Source organism: Streptomyces sp. NPDC002536 (assembly GCF_053594995.1).
On the sequence record NZ_JBSFWU010000021.1, the window covers coordinates 1 to 18,809 of the forward strand.

Genomic DNA, 18,809 nt, shown 5'->3' on the forward strand with positions numbered 1-18,809 from the left:
CACCCTGCGCGCCGTGCAGGCGCCCGAGGGGCCGCGCCGCCGTGTGGTGGAACTGTTCGCGGTGCTGATGCTGCAGGGGCACCACCCCAGGGGTCCGGGGCGAAGCCCCGGGCGTCGACTGCGGGTCCGTCGTGGCTGCCCGCGCAGTTCCCCGCGCCCCTGACGGGGCGCGGTGGCGGGGCAGCCGGAAACGTGGCAAACCCCACCCCGCGGAACCGCGGGGGTGGCAATCCACGTTTTCCCCAGTGGCGCGATCGGGGGCGCGCGACAAGGAAAGGGCCCGCGTGTGAACCTGCTCGATCTGCTCCTGTTGCTGGTCGTCATCGGCTATGCCGTCTCCGGCTACCGCCGCGGCCTGGTGGCGAGCGCCGTCCTGCTCGCCGGCTTCCTCGGCGGAGCCGTCCTCGGCGTGTGGGCGCTCCCGTACGCCCTGCGCCCCTTCGAGCCCGGCACCGCGACGGCCGCCGTCGTCGCCGTGCTCGTCGTCCTGATCCCGGCCGGCATCGGCCACGCCCTGGCCGGCCGGCTCGCCTGGCGGCTGCGCCGCAGCCTGACCTGGGCCCCCGTCCGGGGCCTGGACGGCGCCGGCGGCGCCGCCGTCAACTCGCTGGCGGCCCTCCTGGTCGCCTGGGTCGCCGCCAGCGTGCTGGTCTCGGCGAACTCCACCCTGCTCACCCAGGAGATCAAGGACTCCTCGCTGCTCAACGCCGTGCAGAAGGCGATGCCCGAGCAGGCGCCCACCTGGTTCAGCCGCACCACCGACGCCCTGGCGGGCGCCGGCTTCCCACAGGTGTTCAACCCCTTCGAGAGCGAGCCCGCCACCAGCGTGCCCAAGGCCTCGGGCGACGCGGTCACCACCGCCGCCACCCAGGCGGCGCGCGACAGCGTCGTCAAGATCGAGGGCGTGGCGGACGTCGGCAGCGGCCGCCGCGGCCAGGAGGGCAGCGGCTTCGTCTACGCCGACGAGCACGTGATGACCAACGCGCACGTGGTGGCCGGGGTCAGCGACCCGACCGTCCGTGTGGGCGGCGTCGGGCGGACGTACCGGGCGAAGGTCGTCCTCTTCGACCCGAAGACCGACGTCGCCGTCCTGGACGTGCCGGGCCTGGACGCGCCCGTCCTGCCCTTCGACAAGAGCGCCAAGCGCGGGGACGCGGCGGTCGTCGCCGGCTACCCGGAGAACGGCGGCCTGGACCTGCGCGCCGCGGCCGTCGCCAACGAGCTCCGGGCCAAGGGCCAGGACATCTACGGCGACGGCATCACCACCCGCGAGGTCTTCTCCGTACGCTCCACGGTCCGCCCCGGCAACTCCGGCGGCCCGCTGCTGAGCCCCTCCGGGAAGGTCTACGGCGTGGTCTTCGCCCGCTCCACGGCCAATGCGGAGACGGGCTACGTGCTGACCGCCGAGCAGGTCGCGGCGGACGCGGCCCGCGCGGCCAGGGCGACGGTGCCGGTGGACACGGGGAGCCGGGCGGCGCAGTAGCGCGCACCCCCGGGCGCAGATGCACATGGGTTGCAGCTACGGCAGGAACGCGCCTACGGTGTGCCGTCATTTGCACACCCGTAGGAAGGTCCTGCCGTGGCCAGCTCCGTTTCCTCAGCCCCGGACGCGCGTCCGTCGGGCCGGCGCCGCATCACGGCGGTGATGACGGGCGCCGAGTGGCGCCGCATGGGCGGCATGGCCGCCTTCATCCTGGCCCTGCACGTCATCGGGTGGTTCACGCTCGTGGCCGTCGTGGCCCCCGAGCACCACACCGTGGGCACGAAGACCTTCGGCATCGGGATCGGCGTCACCGCCTACACGCTCGGCATGCGGCACGCCTTCGACGCCGACCACATCGCGGCCATCGACAACACCACGCGCAAGCTGATGCACGAGGGCAAGCGCCCGCTGTCCGTGGGCTTCTGGTTCTCGCTCGGCCACTCCAGCGTCGTCTTCGGCCTGACGTTCCTGCTCGCCCTCGGCGTCAAGGCCCTGGCCGGGCCCGTCCAGGACGAGAACTCCTCCCTCCACCAGATCACCGGCTGGATCGGCACCACCGTCTCCGGCGCCTTCCTCTACCTCATCGCGATCTTCAACATCGTGGTCCTGGCCGGGATCTGGAAGGTCTTCCGGCAGATGCGCGCCGGCCACTTCGACGAGGAGGCGCTGGAGGAGCAGCTGAACAACCGCGGGCTCATGAACCGGCTGCTCGGCCGCGTCATGAAGTCGATCTCCAAGCCGTGGCAGATGTACCCGCTGGGCCTGCTCTTCGGCCTGGGCTTCGACACCGCCACCGAGGTGGCCCTGCTGGTGCTGGCCGGCTCCGGTGCGGCCTCGGGCCTGCCCTGGTACGCGATCCTGTGCCTGCCCGTGCTCTTCGCGGCGGGCATGTCGCTGCTGGACACCATCGACGGCTCGTTCATGAACTTCGCCTACGGCTGGGCCTTCTCCAAGCCCGTCCGCAAGGTCTACTACAACCTCGTCATCACCGGCCTGTCCGTTGCCGTGGCGCTCGTCATCGGCACGGTCGAGCTGCTGGGCCTGATCGCCGACAAGCTGGACCTGCACGGCCCGTTCTGGGACTGGATCGGCGGACTGGACCTGAACACGGTCGGCTTCGTCATCGTCGGCATGTTCTTCGTCACGTGGCTGCTCGCGATGGTGGTCTGGAAGGCCGCCCGCGTCGAGGAGAAGTGGACCGCCCACGTCCGCCCCGCCCCGGCCCCCGCCCTGGCCGACCGCACCGAGACCTGACCCGCGCCCTCGGCCCGCCCACCCCCGGTCAACAGTGCGAATCGGGCACGTTGCACCATGGTGGACTGGCAACAATCGGCACGGCAGGAGCAGTACCAGTGGTGGACGTCCACGGCACGACGGCGGACGGGTTCGAACCCGTCCGCGCGGCCTTCGCAGACAACTTCGCCCTCCGCGGCGAGCGCGGCGCCGCCGTCACCGTCTACCGCGACGGCACCAAGGTCGTCGACCTGTACGCGGGCACCCGCGACGCCGATCTGGGCGAGGAGCCCTGGCGGCACGGCACCGCCCAGGTCGTCCGCTCCGCCACCAAGGGCGTCGCCGCCGCCGTCCTGCTGCTCCTGCACCAGCGCGGCCAGGTCGACCTGGACGCGCCCGTCGGCACGTACTGGCCCGAGTTCAAGGCGGCCGGCAAGGAGCGCGTCCTCGTCCGGCACCTGCTCGCGCACCGAGCCGGGCTGCCCGTGCTCGACACCCCGCTCACCCCGGCCGAGGCCGTCGACGGCGTCAGCGGCCCGCGCGCGCTCGCCGCGCAGGCGCCCGCCTGGGAGCCCGGCACCGAGCACGGCTACCACGCCCAGACCTACAGCTGGCTGCTCGGCGAGCTGGTCCTGCGCGTCACCGGGCGCACGCTCGGCACCTGGGTCGCCGAGGAGATCGCCGGCCCGCTGGGCCTCGACCTGTGGATAGGCCTGCCGGACGCCGAGCGGGACCGCGTCGGCCGGATAGCCGACGTCGAGGCCCCGCCCGCGCCCGCCTCGGCCGGGCTGCGCGTACGCGCCAAGCAGTCCGTCACGGACGCCTACCGCGACCCGGAGTCCCTCACCCGCCGCGCCTTCGCGGCGATCGACCCGCACCCGGACGAGAACGACCCGGCCTACCGGGCCGGCGAGCTCCCCGCTTCCGCGGGCATCGCCACCTCCGACGCGCTGGCCCGCTTCTACGCCTCCCTGACCGGCGTCGTCGACGGCGGCCACCGGCTCTTCGCCCCCGCCACCCTGACCCTCGCCCGCACCGAGGAGTCGGCGGGCCCGGACCGGGTCCTGCTGGTGGGCACCCGCTTCGGACTGGGCTACATGCTGCACGGCGGGGCGTGCCCGCTGCTGGGCCCCGGCTCCTTCGGCCACCCGGGCCGCGGCGGCTCGCTCGCCTTCGCCGACCCCGAGTCGGGCATCTCCTTCGGCTACGTCACCAACGGCATGCAGAAGAACGTCACCGCCGACCCGCGGGCCCAGGCCCTGGTGCGGGCGGTTGCGAAGTCGCTCGCCGGGTAGTCACCCCGTGTGCTGAGACGGTTCGACGGCTGGACGGTCCTGATCACCGGTGCCGGGCGCGGCATCGGCGCGGCCACCGCGCGGCGCCTCGCGGCCGAGGGCGCGCGGGTGCTCGTCAGCGACCTCGACGGGGAGCGCGCGGAGAAGGCGGCGGCGGGCATCCGGGAGACGGGCCTGACGGCGGAGGCGGCGCCCTGCGACGTGGGCGACCGGGCCGCCGTCGAGGCGGCGGTGGCGGTGGCCGTCGAGCGGTTCGGCGGTCTGGACGTCCTGGTCAACAACGCCTTCGCCTGCCACCCGGATCCGGCGCTCGTCGAGGACGAGACGGACGAGGCCTGGCAGCGCGACCTCGACATCACGCTGAACGGCGCCTTCCGCTGCATCCGGGCGGCCATGCCGCACCTGGCCGCCGCCGGGGGCCGCGGCGCGGTGGTCAACGTCGGCTCGGTCAACGGGGAACAGGACTTCGGCAATCACGCCTACAGCGCGGCCAAGGCCGGGCTCGCGAGCCTGACCCGCACCCTGGCGGGTCAGTGCGCTGCGCGCGGGGTCCGGGTCAACCTGGTCGCGCCGGGCACGGTGGACACGCCCAACTGGACCGGCCGGGAAGCCGCCTTGGCACGGGCCGCGCCCGTGTATCCGCTGGGGCGCGTGGGACGGCCGGAGGACATCGCGGCGGCGGTGGCGTTCCTGGCGTCGCAGGATGCGGCGTGGATCACGGGGGTGACCTTGCCGGTGGACGGCGGCATCCTGATCGGCAACGTGGGGCTGCGCGCGGCACTGCAGAACCGCGCCCCGTAAGGAGCGCGGGCACCCGAGGCCGACCCGCACCCGCAGGACGGGACCTCTCACAGCCCGGTTCCATACGATGGCGCGGTGAGCACTGACACCGCGACCCAGGAACGGAACCCGCACCCGTGGCAGCACCGCCTCCGCCGCTACGGCTACGCGGGCCGGCGGAGCCACGGCGGAGTGCGGGAGCGGCTCGTGCCGCCGTATCCCGAACCAGGGACGCGGGTGTGGGGCGCCCTCGGCGCCCCCCCGCTCCTGGCGTACCGGCTCGCGCGGTCCACGGGCTGGGCCGGCCCACTGGCCGTCGCCCTGTTCGCGGGGGTGCTCCGGTTCTGGAACCTGGGCAGCCCGAACGCGGTGATATTCGACGAGACGTACTACGCCAAGGACGCCTGGGCGCTGTGGAAGTTCGGCTACGAGGTCGACTGGCCCAAGGACGCCAACGACAAGATCATTGCCGGGCATTCGTACGTCGGTGACGCCGCGGCGTACGTCGTCCACCCCCCGGTGGGCAAGTGGGTCATCGGCATCGGCGAGCAGCTCTTCGGGCTGCACCCCTTCGGCTGGCGCTTCATGGTCGCGCTGCTGGGCACGCTCTCCGTGCTGATGCTGTGCCGCATCGGCCGCCGCCTGTTCCGCTCCACGTTCCTCGGCTGCCTGGCCGGCGGGCTGCTCGCGGTGGACGGGCTGCACTTCGTGATGAGCCGCACCGCACTGCTCGACACGGTGCTGATGTTCTTCGTGCTGGGGGCCTTCGGCTGCATCCTCGTCGACCGCGACCGCGCGCGGGCGCGCCTGGCGGCGGCCTTGCCCGTGGACGACACCGGCGAGGCCCTTCCCGCCCCTCCCGTCGGCGACGGGCTGCGCCTGGGCCTGCGCCCCTGGCGGCTCGCGGCCGGCGTCCTGCTGGGCCTGGCCTGTGCCACGAAGTGGAACGGTGCCGTGTTCCTGGCCGCGTTCGGCCTGATGATCGTGCTCTGGGACGCCGGCTCCCGGCGCACCGCCGGGGCGCTGCGCCCGTGGCGCTCGGCGCTGCGCCGCGACGTGCCGTGGGCGTTCCTGTCGACGGTGCCGGTGGCGCTCGGCGTCTATCTCGCCTCCTGGACGGGCTGGTTCGCCAAGAGCGGCACGTTCAGCCCCTCGTTGGGCTGGCAGCACAGCGGCTACGACCGGCACTACGCCGAGACCGAGGGCGGTCACGGCACGGGCGGTCTCCTCGACGGGATCCTCAACCCGCTGCGCAGCCTGTGGCATTACGAGCAGCAGGTGTGGGACTTCAACACCACGCTCTCCTCGCCGCACACGTACCAGTCGAACCCGTGGAGCTGGCTGGTCCAGGCGCGCCCGGTCTCGTACTTCTACGAGTCCCCGAAGCCCGGCCAGGACGGCTGTCCCACGGACGCGGTCGACAAGTGCGCGCGCGAGGTGCTCGCCCTGGGCACGCCGCTGCTGTGGTGGGCGGCCTGCTTCGCGGTGCTGTACCTGCTCTGGCGGTGGGCGTTCCGGCGCGACTGGCGCGCGGGTGCGGTGCTGTGCGCGGTGGCCGCGGGCTATCTGCCGTGGTTCATGTGGCAGGAACGCACGATTTTCGTCTTCTACGCCGTGGTGTTCGCGCCGTTCCTGTGCCTCGCCGTGGCGATGATGATCGGCGCGATCCTCGGGCCGCGCGGTTCCTCGGAACGGCGCCGGGTGGCCGGCGCGGTCGTCGCGGGGACGCTGGTCCTGCTGATCGTGTGGAACTTCGTTTATTTTTGGCCCCTTTACACGGGTCAGGCGATTCCGATCGACGCGTGGCGCAACCGCATGTGGTTCGACACCTGGATCTGACGCCGGATCCGGCCCCCGTCGTGAAACGTTCCGGCCACCCTCGCGTCGTATGTCACTCCTGTCCCGTAGAGTTCCCTCTGGAGTTTTAATCGACTGATTAAAAGCTGGTCCGAGCCATGGGGGGAACCGTGGGGGCCAGGAGGGGGATCGGCATGCACAAGGGTGCGAAGTACGCCGTCGGCGGGGTCGCCGCCGCGCTGGTGGGGGCCGCAGGCCTGGGGGTCTGGAACCTCGCCGACGCCATGAGCGGCGACGGCGGATCCACGCACACCGAAGCGGCACCGGTGGAGACGGGCCCGCCGAGCGCGAGCGAAGTGGAGTCGACCGCCCGTGACTTCCTCGCGGCATGGGAGGCGGGCGACACGGAGAAGGCCGCGGGCCTGACCGACAACGCCCAGGCGGCGACGGCAGCACTGACCGGCTACCACGACGCCGCCCGCATCGAAAAGGTGACGTTCCGTCAGGCGGCTGCTACGGGCACCACGGTGCCCTTCACGGTCACCGCGGAGGTGGCCCTGGACAAGCAGCGCTCGACCTGGACGTACGAGTCCTCGCTCGCCGTGGTGCGGGGCCGGGGCAGCGGCCGCCCGCTGGTCGACTGGCAGCCCGCCGTCCTGCACCCGCAGTTGGCGGCTGGCGAGTCGCTGAAGACGGCCGCCACGGAGGCCCCGCAGGTCACCGCCGTCGACCGCGACGGCAAGGAACTGGACCCCAAGGACTACCCCTCGCTCGCCCCCCTCCTGCCCGAACTGCGCAAGAAGTTCGGGGAGAAGGCGGGCGGCGAGCCGGGCGTGGAGGTGCGCAGCCAGGGCGCCGGCGGCGCGCCGGGCAAGACGCTGTTCGTGGTCTCCAAGGGCAAGCCGGGCACGCTGCGCACGACGATCGACGCGGGCGCGCAGCGCGCGGCCGAGGCGGCGGTCGCCCGGCACGCCGACGCCTCGGTGGTGTCGGTGAAGCCGAGCACGGGCGAGATCCTGGCCATCGCCAACGCGCAGAAGGGGTTCAACGCCGCGATCGGCGGGACGACCGCGCCCGGCTCCACGATGAAGATCGTGACGTCGGCGGTGCTGCTGGAGCAGGGCAAGGCGGCCCCGGGCAAGCCGCTGCCGTGCCCGAAGTTCGTGACGTACGGCATGCAGTTCCACAACGTGGAGAAGAGCGAGAACCCGGGCGCGACGTTCGCGCAGGACTTCGCCGCCTCGTGCAACACGGCGTTCGTCTCCCTGGCCGGCCAGCTGTCCGACACCGCGCTCGCGGACGAGGCGCGCGACGTCTTCGGCATCGGGCTGGACTGGAAGGCGGGCATCTCCACGTTCGACGGCAAGGTGCCGTCGGACTCCGGGGCCGGCAAGGCGGCGGCGATGATCGGGCAGGGCCGGGTGCAGATGAACCCGCTGACGATGGCCTCGGTGGCGGCCACGGTCCGCAACGGGTCGTTCCGGCAGCCGTATCTGGTGGACCCGTCGGTGGACGGCCGCGAACTCGCCCGCGCCCCGCGCTCGTTGCCGTCCGGGGTGGCCACGGACCTCCGCTCGATGATGCGGCTCACCGCCACGGCGGGGACCGGGGCCGGGGCGATGTCCGGCCTCGGCGGGGACATCGGGGCCAAGACCGGCTCCGCGGAGATGGACGGCCAGACGTCGCCGAACGGCTGGTTCACCGCGTACCGCGGCGACGTGGCGGCCGCGGCCGTGGTCCCGCAGGGCGGACACGGCGGCGATTCGGCGGGACCGATCGTGGCGGCGGTGCTGCGGGCCGCCCCGTAGGGGGGACGGCAGCGCCCCGTCAGGGGCGCGGGGAACTGCGCGACCGGCCCCCACCGGCCCGCACTCGACGCACCACCCCAGGGGTCCGGGGCGAAGCCCCGGGACGTCGACTGCTGGCGCGTCGTGGCTGGTCGCGCAGTTCCCCGCGCCCCTGACGGGGCCCTGGTCCGGGGCGGAGCCACGGTTACGGAAAGATCGCGCCCATGACTGCCACCGTCGCTGTCGCCGTCCTCATCGCCGCGATAACCCACGCCAGTTGGAACGCCATAGCCCACAACATCCGTGATCAGCTATTGGCCTTCACCCTCGTCGGCGGCGGAGGCGCCCTGTGCGGCCTCGCCCTGTTGCCCTTCGCTGCGGCGCCGGCCGCCCCCGCATGGCCGTACCTGGTGGCCTCCGCCGTCGTGCACGTCGTCTACCAGGCCCTGCTCATGCGGTCGTTCAGCCTCGGCGACTTCGGGCAGATGTACCCGATCGCCCGCGGCACCGCGCCCCTCGTGGTCACCGTCCTCGCCGCCGTCTTCGCGGGCGAGCTGCCCGGGCAGTGGCAGCTCGCGGGCGTGGTCGTGGCCTCCGCCGGGCTGGTCGGGCTCGCCCTGTGGGGCATCCGCGGCAGTGGCGCCAGGCCACCGGTTCGGGGTTCGCAGTGGCCCGCGGTCGGGGCCGCCCTCGCGACGGGGCTGGCCATCGCCGCGTACACCGTCATCGACGGCCTCGGCGTGCGCGCCGCGCACTCGCCCCTCGGCTTCATCGCCTGGCTGATGGTCCTGGAAGGACTGGTGATCCCGGCCTGGGCGATGGCCACCCGGCGCGGCCGGTTCCTCGCGGAGATCCGCCCGTTCGCCGTGCGCGGCCTGCTCGGCGGCCTGCTGTCGGTGTTCGCCTACGGCCTGGTGCTGTGGGCGCAGACCAAGGCGGAACTGGCGCCGATCGCCGCGCTGCGCGAGTCGTCCATCATCGTGGGCGCGGCCATCGGCGCGCTCTTCATGAAGGAGCGGTTCGGCGGCCCCCGCGTGGCGGCCGCAGGCCTGATGGTGGTCGGCATCGGCCTGATGCTGTACGCCGGCTGACGGCGCGCCTCGGGCGCCGTAACGGACAATTCGGGTATCCCTGGCGGCTCGTCATCACAGACCCGAAAGAGGATCCCCGTGCCGACCGTCCGCCCCGCCCTCGTCACCGCCCTCGGCGCTGCCCTGTTCACCGCACTCCCCACGCCCACCGCCGCCCACGCCATCGGCACCCCGGTCTACAGGATCTCCATCGACCGCCTCGGCTCCGTCGCCCCCGACGGCACCGTCACCCTGTCCGGCGCGTACCTGTGCAGCGGCGGCAACGCGGGCGAGCCGGTGTATCTGGCCACCAACGTCCGCCAGAGCAGCCAGTACGTGCACGCCATCGGCGGCACCAGAGCCGAGTGCGACGGGCAGGAGCACCACTGGCGCAACACCGGCCGTCCCGAGGACCCGGCGGTGCACCCCGGCGGCGCCAAGGTCGAGGCCACCCTGATGCGGATGCGGCGCGGGGCGATGGGGCTGCCGCTGCCGACGTTTCTGGCGGCGCGGTCCCAGGACGTCACGCTGCTGAGGCGGTAGTTCTTCGGCCACGGACGGCCCGCAGCCGACGGCGGTGCGCGGGCGCCCTGCGAGGATGGTGGTGTGACTGGAACGCTCGTACTCGCAGGAACCCCCATCGGCGACGTCGCCGACGCGCCCCCGCGCCTGGCCGCCGAGCTCGGTGCGGCCGAGGTGATCGCCGCCGAGGACACCCGGCGGCTGCGCCGCCTGACGCAGGCGCTGGGGGTGCACACCACCGGCCGCGTCGTGTCCTATTTCGAGGGCAACGAGGCGGCCCGCACCCCCGAGCTGGTCGAGGCGCTGGCCGGCGGGGCGCGGGTGCTGCTGGTCACGGACGCGGGGATGCCGTCCGTGTCGGACCCCGGCTACCGGCTGGTGGCCGCCGCCGTCGAGCGCGGCATCAAGGTCACCGCCGTGCCGGGCCCGTCGGCCGTGCTCACCGCGCTGGCGGTGTCCGGCCTCCCCGTCGACCGGTTCTGCTTCGAGGGCTTCCTGCCCCGCAAGGCCGGCGAGCGCCTGGGCCGGCTGCGGGAGGTGGCCGGCGAGCGGCGCACCCTGGTCTATTTCGAGGCCCCGCACCGCCTGGACGACACCCTGGCCGCCATGGCCGAGGTGCTCGGCGCGGACCGCCGGGCGGCCGTCTGCCGCGAGCTGACGAAGACGTACGAGGAGGTCAAGCGCGGCCCGCTCAAGGAGCTCGCCGCGTGGGCGGCCGAGGGCGTCCGCGGCGAGATCACGATCGTCGTCGAGGGCGCGCCGGAGACCGGACCCGAGGAACTGGACGAGGCCGAGCTGGTCCGCCGGGTGCGGATCAGGGAGGAAGCGGGCGAGCGCCGCAAGGAGGCCATTGCGGCCGTGGCGGCCGAGACGGGCCTGCCCAAGAGGGCCGTGTTCGATGCGGTCGTAGCGGCAAAAAATGCCGCACAGCAGGTCTCACCGTAGGGTAAAGGGCCAACCCGAAAAGCAAAGCTTGGTACCGGCTGTGAGCGCCTTCGGGCATGAAGCCGCCAAGTTTGCCCCAATTCGGGGGCCGGGCTGCTGCGCTGCCGCCGGGAAGGGCGTTCCCTTGATGTGGGACGTCCGATCCCGGAGAGACTTGTCTACGGACAAGAGGAGCTGCCATGAGCGAGACCGCAGAGACCTCGAGCGGAGTCCACCCCGTGACCCGTCCGCGCACTGCCGCCGAGCAGGGTGCGACGGCCTTCGAGGCGGCGCATGAGTCCTACAGCTTTGCCTGCATGCGATGCGGGCACTGCTGGGAACAGTCGTACGAAATACAGCACCACGTCGACGCCAAGGGCCAGCCGTTCGTCACGTACTACGCGGACGGGCAGCGCGTCCCGTCTCCGCTGACCCGCCCGACCTGCGTCAACTGCGGCAACCACGTGGTGCGCATCATGCGCTCCGGCCAGGTGTCCGTGATCGCCGACGCCCTGCACCTGCCCACCCGCACGACCGTGCCCGCCCCCGCGACGGCGGGGCCGCTGATGAACGGCGGCTCGCACGAGGAGCGCCCGCACCACCACGCCGAGCACCACTGGCACCTCTCGGACCTGCTCAAGCCCTTCCACCTGCACCGGAAGTGAGCTCGCCCGCTCCTTAGAATCGCGTGCATGGCATCGAACAGTGGCCCGGCCGGCGGCGAGCGGAAGAAGAACGACGACAAGGACGTCCCCCCGCCCCTCCCGGCGCCGCTGGCGGTGCCCGTGGCCGACTCGCACACTCACCTGGACATGCAGAAGTACGCCACGGTGGAGGAGGCCCTCGCCTCGGCCGCATCCGTCGGCGTCACCACCGTGATCCAGGTGGGCTGCGACCTGAACGGATCCCGGTGGGCCGCGGACACCGCGGCAGCCCATGACGCCGTCTGGGCGACCGTCGCCCTGCACCCCAACGAGGCACCCCGCATCGAGCTCGGCGATCCCGACGGCTGGTCCCGGCAGGGGGCCCGCGAGCCCGGGGGCCGGGCGGCGCTCGACGCCGCCCTCGCCGAGATCGACCGCCTGGCCGGCCTGTCGCAGGTCAAGGGGGTCGGCGAGACCGGTCTCGACTTCTTCCGCACCGGTCCCGAGGGCATGGCGGCCCAGGAGTACTCCTTCCGCTGCCACATCGACATCGCCAAGCGCCACGGCAAGGCCCTGGTCATCCACGACCGCGACGCGCACGACGACGTGCTGCGCGTCCTGACGGAGGAGGGCGCGCCGGAGACGGTGGTCTTCCACTGCTTCTCCGGCGACGCCGCCATGGCGAAGGTGTGCGCCGAGGCCGGCTACTACCTGTCGTTCGCCGGGAACGTCACCTTCCGCAACGCTCAGCCGCTGCGCGACGCCCTCGCCGTCGCCCCCCTCGACCGGGTGCTCGTGGAGACCGACGCACCTTTCCTCACACCGATGCCGTATCGCGGACGGCCGAATGCGCCCTACCTCATTCCGGTCACTTTGCGTGCGATGGCGGAAGTGAAGGGGACCGACGAGGACGCCCTGGCCACGGCCGTCGCGGCCAATACCGCACGCGCCTTCGGGTACTGACCCTCAAATCCGCGACACCGTGTGACGGTACGACTTTGGTCCGTGACCGCGCCTCCGCTACAGTCCCGGGCCCAGGCCGTGTGCAGCCGTACCAGTGGAGTGTCGTGAGTCATACCCAGGGCAGCCCCCGCGCCACCACGGAAGCGCCGCGCTACGACCCGTACGTGCCCCACGAGCCGTACGGGGCGTATCCGCGGTACGAGCCGTACGAACCGTACGAGCAGCCGTTCGGGACCTACGAGGTCCCGTCGGCGGCCTCGTTGCCGGTGTCGTCGCCGTCGTACGAGCCGCACCAGCCGTCCCCGGCCCACGAGCCCTCCGGGCAGCCCCTGCTGCCCCGGCAGGCCACAGCGCCCGGTGCCACGGGCGACGACGGCCCGGACGGGGAACCGGAGGCCGACGGCCGGGGCCGCCGGGCCGCGCGCCGCAGACGCCCCGCGGGCGACCGCACCGAACCGCTGCGCCGCCTGCTGCCGCAGGCCCTCGTGGTGGCCTTCCTGGCCGGCGGCACCTCGGCGTTCATCGCCAGCGACAAGGCCGTCCAGCTCAGCGTCGACGGCAGGCCGCGCACCCTGCACACCTTCGCGGACGACGTGAACGAGCTGCTGGCCGACCAGGGCATGCACGTCGGCGACCACGACATCGTCGCCCCCGGCCCGCACCACGACCTCGCCTCCGGCGACCGCGTGATCGTCCGCTACGGCCGTCCCGTCACCCTCACCCTCGACGGGGAGCGCCGCCAGGTGTGGACCACGGCCCGGACCGTCGACGGCGCCCTGCGCCAGCTCGGCGTGCGCGCCGAGGGCGCGTACCTGTCCGCCTCCCGCTCCACGTCCATCGGGCGCAAGGGCCTGGACCTGGACGTGCGCACCGAGCGGTCCGTGACGTTCATGGCCGACGGGCGCGAGCGCACGATCCGCACCAACGCGGCCACCGTCCGCGAGGCCCTCGACCAGGCCGGGATCGTCCTGCACGGCCAGGACACCACCTCCGTCGACCCCGGCAGCTTCCCGCGCGACGGGCAGACGATCTCCGTCATGCGCATCACCGGCAGCCAGGAGGTCCGCGAGGAGCCGATCCCCTTCGAGACCGAACGGCACGAGGACCCCACGCTCTACAAGGGCACCGAGACCGTCGTGCAGCGCGGCGAGCCGGGCGCCGAACGCGTGATGTACGCGCTGCGCACGGTCAACGGCGTGAAGCAGAAGCCCAAGAAGATCTCCTCCGAGATCGCCCGGCAGCCCCGCACCGAGATCGTGAAGATCGGCACCAAGCCGCGGCCCACCACCGTGCAGGGCGCGGAGGGGCTGAACTGGTCCGGGCTCGCCCAGTGCGAGGCCGGCGGGCGGCCCAACGCGGTGGACCCCTCGGGCACGTACGGCGGGCTGTACCAGTTCGACGTGCGCACCTGGCAGTCGCTCGGCGGCTCCGGCCGGCCGCAGGACGCCACCTCCGAGGAACAGACCATGCGGGCCAAGAAGCTCTACGTCAGCCGGGGGTCGACGCCCTGGCCGGTGTGCGGCCGTAAACTTCACGGGTGAGCTCCAGCCCCAGCACTGACGAATCCGGCGCCCTCCTCGGCCCGGCCGACATCCGAGAACTGGCCGCCGCCCTCGGGGTCCGCCCCACGAAGCAGCGCGGCCAGAACTTCGTGATCGACGCGAACACGGTCCGGCGCATCGTGCGGACCGCCGAGGTGCGGCCCGACGACGTGGTCGTCGAGGTCGGCCCCGGCCTCGGGTCGCTGACCCTGGCCCTGCTGGAGGTCGCCGACCGGGTCACCGCGGTCGAGATCGACGACGTGCTGGCCGCCGCCCTCCCGTCGACCATCGCGGGCCGGCTGCCCTCCCGCGCCGACCGCTTCGCGCTCGTCCACAGCGACGCGATGCAGGTGCAGGAGCTGCCGGGCCCGCAGCCCACCGCGCTCGTCGCCAACCTGCCCTACAACGTCGCCGTGCCGGTGCTGCTGCACATGCTGGACCGCTTCCCCAGCATCGAGCGCACGCTGGTGATGGTCCAGGCCGAGGTCGCCGACCGGCTCGCGGCCGTGCCCGGCAACAAGGTCTACGGCGTGCCCTCGGTCAAGGCCAACTGGTACGCCGAGGTCAAGCGGGCCGGCTCGATCGGACGCAACGTCTTCTGGCCCGCCCCGAACGTCGACTCGGGCCTCGTCTCGCTGGTGCGCCGCGAGAAGCCGATCGAGACGACGGCGAGCAAGGCGGAGGTCTTCGCCGTCGTCGACGCCGCCTTCGCCCAGCGCCGCAAGACCCTGCGCGCCGCGCTGGCCGGCTGGGCCGGCTCGGCCGCCGCGGCCGAGACCGCGCTGGTCGCGGCGGGGATCTCGCCGCAGGCGCGCGGCGAGTCGCTCACGGTGCACGAGTTCGCGGCCATCGCGGAGCACAAGCCGACCGCCTGACGGCGGGTCGCCGCCGGCCGGGTGGCACGGCTTCGGCGCCCCGTCAGGGGCGCGGGGCTGTTGACATATGCGGCTCCGCCGCGTGAGCGCGACCAGCCACCGCCGGTCCGCAGCCGACGCACTACCCCAGGGGTCCGGGGCGCAGCCCCGAGCCCCTCGACTACAGGCGCGTCGTGGCTGATCGCGCAGTTCCCCGCGCCCCTACGGGGCGGACAGGCCCTGGGCCGTACGATCGGCCCCAGGCGCCGGTCCCGGCCGTACGATCGGCCGCCCCCTCCGCCCGTCCTTCCGATCGCCCCGAGGAGCCGTCCCCGTGACCGCCGAGTCCGTCACCGTCCGCGTCCCCGCCAAGGTCAACGTCCAGCTCGCCGTGGGCGGTCCGCGCCCCGACGGCTTCCACGACCTGGCCAACGTCTTCCTCGCCGTCGGCCTGTACGACGAGGTCACGGTGACCCCGGCCGAGTCGCTGCGCATCACGTGCTCCGGTCCGGACGCGGCGCATGTCCCCCTGGACGCCTCCAACCTCGCGGCCCGGGCCGCACTCGCGCTGGCCGCGCGGTACGGGCACGCCGTGGACGTCCACATCCACATCGCCAAGGACATCCCGGTGGCGGGCGGCATGGCCGGCGGCAGCGCGGACGGCGCGGGCGCCCTCCTGGCCTGTGACGCACTGTGGGGCACGGGCGCCTCGCGCGAGGAACTCCTAGAGATCTGCGCCGAGTTGGGCAGCGACGTCCCGTTCAGCCTGGTGGGCGGCGCGGCCCTCGGCCGGGGCCGGGGCGAGCTGCTGACCCCGCTGGAGACCGGGGGCACCTTCGACTGGGTCTTCGCCGTGGCGGACGGCGGCCTGTCGACCCCCGCGGTCTACCGCGAGTGCGACCGCCTGCGGGGCGATGCGGAGATCCCCGCCCCCGAGCCGTCGCCGGCCCTGCTGGACGCGCTGCGCGCAGGCGACCCGGCCGCTCTGGCCGCCGCCGTCTCCAACGACCTCCAGCCGGCGGCCATTTCGCTGCGCCCGTCCCTGGAGGCCACCCTCGCGGCGGGCACCGAGGCCGGTGCCCTGGCGGCGATGGTCTCGGGCTCGGGCCCGACGACGGCATTCCTGGCCGGGAGCCCGGAGGAGGCGGAGAAGGTGGCCGACGCCCTGCGCGCCTCCGGCACGTGCCGCGCGGTGCGGGTGGCCTCGGGGCCGGTGCCGGGAGCGACGGTCCGGTAGGGCTAGCCCCACCCCCGTTGGCCTGCTGTTCCCATGGGTCGGGGCGCTGCCCCGGCCATAGCGTCGTCCCCCGTGATGGCCAAACTCGCCGCGCGCTCCCTGCGGCACCGCTCCGGCGCCTTCGTCGCCACCTTCCTCGCCCTGTTCCTCGGCGCCACCCTCGTCATGGCCTGCGGCGGGCTGATGGAGACCGGCATCCGCAACGTCGTTCCGCCGCAGCGGCTCGCGGGTGCGCAGCTCCTCGTCACGGGTGACCGCACGCACGAGGTGCCGACGAGCAAGAAGCACAAGCGGAAGACGACCCTCCCTGAACGGGTCGAGCTCCCCGCGGAGTTCGTGGAGCGCGTGCGCGCCGTTCCCGGCGTGCGCGACGCCGTCGGTGAGCGCACCTTCGAGGCCGCGGTGGCGGACGGCGCCAAGGCGCAGGCGCACGGCTGGGATTCGGCCGCCCTGACCCCGTACGCGCTCGCGTCCGGCAGCGCCCCGCAGGGCAGGGGCGACGTCGTCCTCGATGCCGGGCTCGCCCGCCGCGCGGGTGTCACCGCGGGCGACCGCGTCCGGATCGCCGCGCACGGCGGGTCGGCCACGTACCGTGTGAGCGGCATCGTCACCGCGCACGATGTCCCTCAACCCACCCTGTTCTTCTCGGGGTCCGAGGCCGTGCGTCTGTCCGGCCGCCCGGACACCGTCGCCGACATCGCGGTCGTGCTCGCGCCCGGCACGGACCCCGGCGCCGTGCGCAAGGCGCTGGCGGGGCAGCCCGTCACGTTCCTGACCGGTGACGGCCGCGGGGCCGTCGAACACCCCGAAGTGGTGCAGGGCAGCGACGATCTGATCGCGCTCTCCGGCGCCGTCGGCGGCCTGGTCGTCCTGGTCGCGGCGTTCGTCGTGGCCGGCACCGTGTCGCTGTCCGCGCAGCAGCGCAGCCGCGAACTCGCCCTGCTGCGGGCGGTCGGGGCGACCCCGCGCCTGCTGCGGCGGATGCTGCTGGGCGAGACCCTGATGGTCATGGTCCTCGCGGGGGCCTCCGCCTGGCCCGCGGGGCCGGTGGCCGGGCGATGGCTGTTCGACACGCTGGTCGACAGCGGAATGGTCGCGGGCGCCGTCGAGTTCCGGCAGGGCTGGATCCCGGCCCTGCCCGCGTACGGCGCACTGCTGCTGACCGCCGTGGCGGGCACGCTCCTCGGCACGGCGCGGGCGGTGCGGGCGCGCCCCGTCGAGGCGCTGGGGGAGGCCGCCGCGCCGAGCAGCCGGCTGCACCCGGTGCGCATCGTCCTCGGGCTGCTGTTCCTGGCCGGTACGGTCGCGCTGACGCTCGTCACCGCGCTCGTCCTGCACGGCCCCGTGGCGGCCAGTACCGCCGGGCCGACCGTGATGTGCTGCGCGATCGGCCTGGCCCTGCTCGGCCCGTGGTGCACCAGGCTCGTGACGGCCCTGCTGTACTGGCCCGTACGGCTCCTCACCGGTGTCTGCGGCAGGCTGGCGGTGCGGGGCTGCCGGGCGAGGGCGGCGAAGACGGCCGCGGTCGCCATGCCGGTCATGCTGGCGAGCGCCATCGCCGTCGGTGAGATCTACCTCCAGACCACGGCCGCGGCCGCCACCGACCGGGTGTTCGCGCAGGACCTGCGGGCCGACGCGGTGATCACGTCGGCCGCCGGGGGAGTGGACCCTGCCCTGCTCGACCGGGTCCGCGCGCTGCCGGGCGTCACGGGCGCGAGCGCGTACGTCACCAGCTCCGCCTTCACCCTCGCGCCGCGTGACGGCGACGAGAACAAGAACGGCCTGCCCCTGCGCGGCGTCAGCGCGGACGGCGTGAACGAGACGCTCGCGGTGCGGGCCACCGCGGGGAGCCTGGCCGGCCTGCGGGGCGACGCCGTCGCCCTGCCGGAGAGCGTGGCGCACCGGATCCACCGCGGGGTGGGGGACGTGCTGCGGCTGAAGCTGGGGGACGGGGCCGTGGTGGACGTCCGGGTCGTGGCGCTGTTCGCGGGGCGCGAGGGGTACGAATCGGCGCTGACGAGCGCGGAGTTGCTCGCCCCGCACACGACGGCGGGACTGCCGGCGCAGATCCTGGTGCGGGGCGGGAACCCTGCCGCGTTGGCCGCCGCCCTGCCCGGCCTGAAAGTCAGCGGCCGGGAAGCGGTGACGGCCGCGCACGCGCGGGACAACCGGACGCAGGCGTCCGTCAACTACCTCGTCGTCGGACTGCTCGTCGTGTACACCGCGCTCTCGGTCGTGAACACGACCGCGGTCGCCGTCGGCAACCGGCGCAGGGAGTTCGCGCTGCAACGGCTGACGGGCGCCACGCGGGGCCAGGTGCTGCGGATGATGGCGGTGGAGGGCGGACTGGTGGCCGCCGTGGGGTTGTCGCTGGGCACGGTGGCGGCGGGGACGACGCTGGTGCCGTTCTGCCTCGCGGCGGCGGACGGGTCGTGGTGGCCCGCGGGGCCGGTGTCGGTGTACCTGACGGTGGTTGCGGTGGCGGTCGTGGTGGTGCTGGCCGCCACGCTGGTGCCCACGTGGGCGGCGCTGCGGGTACGGCCGGTGGAGGCGGTGCGGTAGCCCTGGCGGGGCCAGGGGCAGTGTGTCGGCTGCGGGTTGTGGGGGCTGGTCGCGCAGTTCCCCGCGCCCCTGACGGGGCGCTCCGGGGTACCCCGACAGTAGGGACTTCCCGCGAAC

At 73.6% G+C, this 18,809-nt stretch carries 15 protein-coding genes; all 15 read left to right on the forward strand.

The window, feature by feature from the left end:
• Positions 1 to 286 precede the first annotated feature (286 nt).
• The gene (locus ACWD4B_RS10540; RefSeq protein ID WP_451420385.1) at positions 287 to 1,483 is read left to right on the forward strand and encodes a MarP family serine protease; all 1,197 of its coding nucleotides are present in this window, start codon (positions 287 to 289) and stop codon (positions 1,481 to 1,483) included.
• A 162-nt stretch (positions 1,484 to 1,645) separates the two neighbouring features.
• Positions 1,646 to 2,737 (forward strand): HoxN/HupN/NixA family nickel/cobalt transporter, encoded by a 1,092-nt coding sequence (locus tag ACWD4B_RS10545; RefSeq protein ID WP_451420440.1) that lies wholly within the window; start codon positions 1,646 to 1,648, stop codon positions 2,735 to 2,737.
• 98 nt (positions 2,738 to 2,835) lie between these two features.
• A complete protein-coding gene (locus ACWD4B_RS10550; RefSeq protein WP_451420386.1) occupies positions 2,836 to 4,011 on the forward strand; it encodes a serine hydrolase domain-containing protein in 1,176 nt (391 codons plus the stop codon).
• A gap of 12 nt (positions 4,012 to 4,023) precedes the next feature.
• Positions 4,024 to 4,812, forward strand: coding sequence for an SDR family NAD(P)-dependent oxidoreductase (locus ACWD4B_RS10555; RefSeq protein ID WP_451420441.1), 789 nt, complete (start codon positions 4,024 to 4,026; stop codon positions 4,810 to 4,812).
• Positions 4,813 to 4,887: 75 nt separating this feature from the next.
• On the forward strand, positions 4,888 to 6,630 hold the full coding sequence (locus ACWD4B_RS10560) for a dolichyl-phosphate-mannose--protein mannosyltransferase (RefSeq protein ID WP_451420387.1): 1,743 nt from the start codon (positions 4,888 to 4,890) through the stop codon (positions 6,628 to 6,630).
• Positions 6,631 to 6,782: 152 nt separating this feature from the next.
• Positions 6,783 to 8,396 carry a penicillin-binding transpeptidase domain-containing protein gene (locus tag ACWD4B_RS10565; RefSeq protein ID WP_451420388.1) on the forward strand — a complete coding sequence of 538 codons (1,614 nt, stop codon included), beginning with the start codon at positions 6,783 to 6,785 and terminating at the stop codon, positions 8,394 to 8,396.
• Between the two features lie 203 nt (positions 8,397 to 8,599).
• Positions 8,600 to 9,466 carry an EamA family transporter gene (locus ACWD4B_RS10570; protein WP_451420389.1) on the forward strand — a complete coding sequence of 289 codons (867 nt, stop codon included), beginning with the start codon at positions 8,600 to 8,602 and terminating at the stop codon, positions 9,464 to 9,466.
• Between the two features lie 78 nt (positions 9,467 to 9,544).
• Complete coding sequence (locus ACWD4B_RS10575; protein ID WP_451420390.1) at positions 9,545 to 9,988, forward strand: DUF6299 family protein; 444 nt, start codon at positions 9,545 to 9,547, stop codon at positions 9,986 to 9,988.
• Between the two features lie 63 nt (positions 9,989 to 10,051).
• Complete coding sequence (gene rsmI, locus ACWD4B_RS10580; RefSeq protein WP_336416443.1) at positions 10,052 to 10,912, forward strand: 16S rRNA (cytidine(1402)-2'-O)-methyltransferase; 861 nt, start codon at positions 10,052 to 10,054, stop codon at positions 10,910 to 10,912.
• A 179-nt stretch (positions 10,913 to 11,091) separates the two neighbouring features.
• Entirely contained in the window at positions 11,092 to 11,556 is a 465-nt protein-coding gene (locus ACWD4B_RS10585; RefSeq protein WP_451420391.1) for a hypothetical protein, read from the forward strand.
• Between the two features lie 27 nt (positions 11,557 to 11,583).
• Positions 11,584 to 12,498: a TatD family hydrolase gene (locus ACWD4B_RS10590; RefSeq protein WP_451420392.1), complete on the forward strand. Its 915-nt coding sequence runs from the start codon at positions 11,584 to 11,586 to the stop codon at positions 12,496 to 12,498.
• Positions 12,499 to 12,602: 104 nt separating this feature from the next.
• Positions 12,603 to 14,039, forward strand: a complete 1,437-nt coding sequence (locus ACWD4B_RS10595) for a ubiquitin-like domain-containing protein (RefSeq protein ID WP_451420393.1) — start codon at positions 12,603 to 12,605, stop codon at positions 14,037 to 14,039.
• A complete protein-coding gene (rsmA, locus tag ACWD4B_RS10600) occupies positions 14,036 to 14,914 on the forward strand; it encodes a 16S rRNA (adenine(1518)-N(6)/adenine(1519)-N(6))-dimethyltransferase RsmA (protein ID WP_336416447.1) in 879 nt (292 codons plus the stop codon). The genes ACWD4B_RS10595 and rsmA overlap by 4 nt, the downstream gene beginning before the upstream one ends.
• A gap of 313 nt (positions 14,915 to 15,227) precedes the next feature.
• Complete coding sequence (locus ACWD4B_RS10605; protein WP_451420394.1) at positions 15,228 to 16,130, forward strand: 4-(cytidine 5'-diphospho)-2-C-methyl-D-erythritol kinase; 903 nt, start codon at positions 15,228 to 15,230, stop codon at positions 16,128 to 16,130.
• Between the two features lie 75 nt (positions 16,131 to 16,205).
• On the forward strand, positions 16,206 to 18,692 hold the full coding sequence (locus tag ACWD4B_RS10610) for an ABC transporter permease (RefSeq protein ID WP_451420442.1): 2,487 nt from the start codon (positions 16,206 to 16,208) through the stop codon (positions 18,690 to 18,692).
• The last annotated feature ends 117 nt before the right edge of the window (positions 18,693 to 18,809 follow it).

Bases quoted from the DNA above. Each gene is read 5' to 3' on its own strand.
- ACWD4B_RS10545 (WP_451420440.1), top strand. From the start codon at position 1,646: ATGACGGGCGCCGAGTGGCGCCGCATGGGCGGCATGGCCGCCTTCATC.
- ACWD4B_RS10565 (WP_451420388.1), top strand. From the start codon at position 6,783: ATGCACAAGGGTGCGAAGTACGCCGTCGGCGGGGTCGCCGCCGCGCTG.
- ACWD4B_RS10570 (WP_451420389.1), top strand. From the start codon at position 8,600: ATGACTGCCACCGTCGCTGTCGCCGTCCTCATCGCCGCGATAACCCAC.
- ACWD4B_RS10585 (WP_451420391.1), top strand. From the start codon at position 11,092: ATGAGCGAGACCGCAGAGACCTCGAGCGGAGTCCACCCCGTGACCCGT.
- ACWD4B_RS10590 (WP_451420392.1), top strand. From the start codon at position 11,584: ATGGCATCGAACAGTGGCCCGGCCGGCGGCGAGCGGAAGAAGAACGAC.
- ACWD4B_RS10610 (WP_451420442.1), top strand. From the start codon at position 16,206: ATGGCCAAACTCGCCGCGCGCTCCCTGCGGCACCGCTCCGGCGCCTTC.